The sequence below is a fragment of the Streptomyces sp. URMC 126 genome, from assembly GCF_051386555.1.
Classification (GTDB): Bacteria; Actinomycetota; Actinomycetes; order Streptomycetales; family Streptomycetaceae; genus Streptomyces.
Genome location: NZ_JBPQTX010001054.1, coordinates 1 through 257, shown reverse-complemented (window position 1 = coordinate 257; position 257 = coordinate 1). Strand labels below are relative to the sequence as shown.

Annotated in this window: 1 protein-coding gene; it reads left to right on the top strand. The window is 36.2% G+C overall.

Going from position 1 to position 257, the window contains the following annotated elements; all coding sequences use genetic code 11:
• The coding region (locus tag ACSNOK_RS35065) for a 4Fe-4S binding protein (RefSeq protein ID WP_436784743.1) at positions 1-257 on the top strand (257 nt) is incomplete at both ends.

Here is a 257-nt window from a genome sequence, read left to right as displayed (position 1 = left end):
ATACAACTACGGATCATGTACAAGCATCTCAAAAAGAAGCATTAGATCGTATTTTAGAAAAACATATGTTGTATTGTACAGTGTGTGATTATAACAATGGAGACTGTGAAATTCATAATACGATGGACGAGTGGGGGCTTCAACATCAAACTTATGAATATAAAGAAAAGCCATATGAAAAAGATTATGGTCCATTCTACCGCTATGATCCGAACCAATGTATTTTGTGCGGACGTTGTGTAGAGGCATGCCAAGAT